Source organism: Gelidibacter sp., assembly GCF_039916245.1.
Taxonomy (GTDB): Bacteria; Bacteroidota; Bacteroidia; order Flavobacteriales; family Flavobacteriaceae; genus Gelidibacter.
On sequence record NZ_JBDSLS010000003.1, the window covers coordinates 1 to 3,052 of the forward strand.

2 protein-coding genes and 1 pseudogene are annotated in these 3,052 nt (G+C 39.8%); all 3 read left to right on the plus strand.

Features of this window, described 5'->3' with window-relative positions; translation table 11 throughout:
- A partial coding sequence (locus tag ABIQ28_RS00160) for a family 20 glycosylhydrolase (RefSeq protein ID WP_348034722.1) occupies window positions 1-1,094 on the plus strand: 1,094 nt, incomplete at its 5' end.
- Between the two features lie 2 nt (window positions 1,095-1,096).
- Window positions 1,097-2,443, plus strand: a complete 1,347-nt coding sequence (locus ABIQ28_RS00165; RefSeq protein WP_348034723.1) for an alpha-L-fucosidase — start codon at window positions 1,097-1,099, stop codon at window positions 2,441-2,443.
- A gap of 112 nt (window positions 2,444-2,555) precedes the next feature.
- A pseudogene (locus tag ABIQ28_RS00170) lies at window positions 2,556-3,052 on the plus strand (glycoside hydrolase family 92 protein); the annotation flags it as partial.

A 3,052-nucleotide genomic window follows, 5' to 3' on the forward strand; every position in this document is an offset into this window, starting at 1 on the left:
GAGGTGTTGATGGTGGTCTTAAAGCAGCTTCAGAAGGACATGATGTGATCATGACACCAGGATCGCATTGTTATTTTGATCATTATCAAGGCCCGCAAAACGAAGAGCCTTTAGCTTGGGGAGGTTACACACCGTTGAGCCAAGTTTACACTTTTGATCCAACAGTGGACACGATGACTGAAGTTGAAGCCAAACACGTTTTGGGCGGACAAGCGAATTTATGGTCAGAACAAATTAAAACTACAGAGCATTCGGAATATATGATTTTTCCAAGATTGGCCGCATTGTCTGAAACACTTTGGTCCACTAAGGAATCACGTAATTGGGAAGATTTCTCAAAGCGGATTGTAACCATGTTTGATCGTTACGATTATATGGGCATCAACTATGCGAAAAGTGCTTATTTGGTTATGGAAGATGTGACCATTGATATGGAATCAAAGGAAGTTTCGGTTGGCTTGAAAAATGAGTTTACGGATGCCGATATTCGTTATACGTTGAATGATGATAAACTTTCGGATAAGGCCATCAAATATACTGAGCCATTGAAAATCCACAAAACAACTGAAATTCATGCGTCGCTATTTAAAAATGACAAACCAATGGGCGTGCCGTTTAATACGACTATTCAGTTTCACAAAGCAGTTGGTAAAAAAGTAACGTTCAAAGAAATTTATGACTCCCGTTATCAAGGAGAAGGCGAATTCGGAATGGTTAATTCCTTACGTGGTACCAAGAATTTCACCGACGGCCATTGGCAAGCTTGGTTAGGCAAAGACATGGAAGCTGTGGTCGATTTGGGCGAAGAAACTTCAATTCATGAAGTCATCGTAGGTACAATGGAAAATCAAGGGCCTGGCATTTATTTCCCAATTGAAGTTAGCGTTTCTGTTTCTAACGATGGAAAAAATTATAAAGAAGTTGGCGTTGAAAAAAGAGCCTTTGCTAAAAATCCTTCTTTCGATTTAAAAGAATTTAAAGTTTCTTTTGAGGAGCAATCTGTAAGATATGTGAAAGTGATCGCCAAAAATTTAAAAACGAATCCAAAAGGTGGCGATACCTGGTTATTTGTGGATGAAATTTTAATTAATTAAGAATGAAATATTTTAAGATTATTGCAGTATTCGTTTTCATGATCGGCAGTCCAATGTCCGCGCAAGAAAAGCTAACGAAAGAAGAACGATTAGAGTGGTTTCAAGATGCTAAACTCGGCATCTTTCTCCACTGGGGATATTATGGTGTGAATGGGATTGGCGAATCCTGGTCTTTGTATCATAAGCAAATTCCTTATAACGATTATATGGCGCAAGGAAAGCAGTTTACAGCCAAGAACTATAACCCTGAAGCATGGGCAAAATTGTTTAAAAAGATAGGGGCGCGTTATGCCGTTTTGACGACCAAACATCATGATGGTGTCGCATTGTGGGATACCAAATTCAGCCATTTAAATGTGAAGGAAAAAACGCCCGCAAAACGTGATTTGGTCGCGCCATTTGTGGATGCCTTAAGAAAAGAGGATTTAAAAGTAGGCTTGTATTACTCATTGATCGATTGGTCACATCCGGATTATGATGTGGTTTTTCCACGTCCTGATACGCGCAAGAATTACCCTCAAAAAAATCAAAACCAATTATCAGCATGGCAACGTTTTCTGAAGTTTAATGATGGTCAGTTGAAAGAATTGAGCACGAATTTTCATCCCGATTTATATTGGTTTGATGGCGATTGGGAAAAATCGAGCGAACAATGGCAAGCAGAGGCCTTAAAAGATTCTTTATTGGCCTGGAACCCTAAAGTGATCGTCAATTCCCGTTTGAAAACTTATGGCGATTATAGCACACCAGAACAAGGTGTACCCATCGTAAGACCTGACGGCGCTTGGGAATTTTGTATGACGATGAATGATAACTGGGGGAATTTCCCATCAGACACCAACTACAAACCCGTATCTCAAATTATCAGAACTTTTGTTGAGGTCATTTCATCCGGTGGAAATCTATTGTTGAATGTTGGGCCAAAACCTGACGGTACTATTGGAGAACCAGAAATGGAGCGTTTGGAAGCTTTAGGCGAATGGGTTAATAAACATGAGTCGGCGATTTTTGGTTCTAAGGCAGGTTTGCCTTACGGACATTTTTATGGCCCAACCTTGCTAAGCAAAGACGAAACCAAAATCTATTTGGCCTTATTTGATACGCCTAATAATTATATCTCCTTAAAAGGAATCCAAAATAAAGTGAAATCCATCAAAGTGGTAGGGAATGGTCAAGAACTAAGTTTTGAAAGAAATGGTGGTGCAGCTTGGAATAATATTCCAGGAATCTTGAGAATAGAAGTGCCTCAAGCAAAAAATTTGGATGCTAACGTGACGCTTATAGAAGTTGATTTGGAAGGGCCTTTACAATTATATAGAGGCCATGGCCAGGCGGTGGAGCTCAACTAGAGTCTAGACCGCTGCGCTAATAGAATCAAGACCGCTTCGCTTTTAGAATTAGGAATTAAGACAAAGTTGAGAAGGAAATACAGCAGAGGTTATAAAATTTAAAATTAATATGATGATTAAATATTCCTGGATATTGTTGCTTGCTTTCGTTTTTGGGAATACAAATTCAGAAGCACAAAACAACGCCTACATTGCCAGTAAAGATCTGGTGGATTTTGTAAACCCATTAATGGGAACGGATTCTGCTTTTGATTTATCTAACGGGAATACCTATCCTGCCATTGCTACGCCATGGGCGATGAACTTCTGGACGCCGATGACTTCTAAAATGGGCGACGGCTGGACTTATAAATACCGCGAAAATAAAATTCGAGGGATCAAGCAAACGCATCAACCAAGTCCGTGGGTTAATGATTATGCCGCATTTTCATTGATGGCAGTTACGGGCGATTTAAAATTTAATGAAGATGAGCGCGAGTCGTGGTTTTCGCATAAAGCAGAAACGGTAACGCCTTATCATTATTCGGTGTATTTAGCCGATTATGATGTGGTTGCTGAGGTTGCGCCAACAGAAAGAGCTGCCAGTTTTAAATTTACTTTTCCGGAATC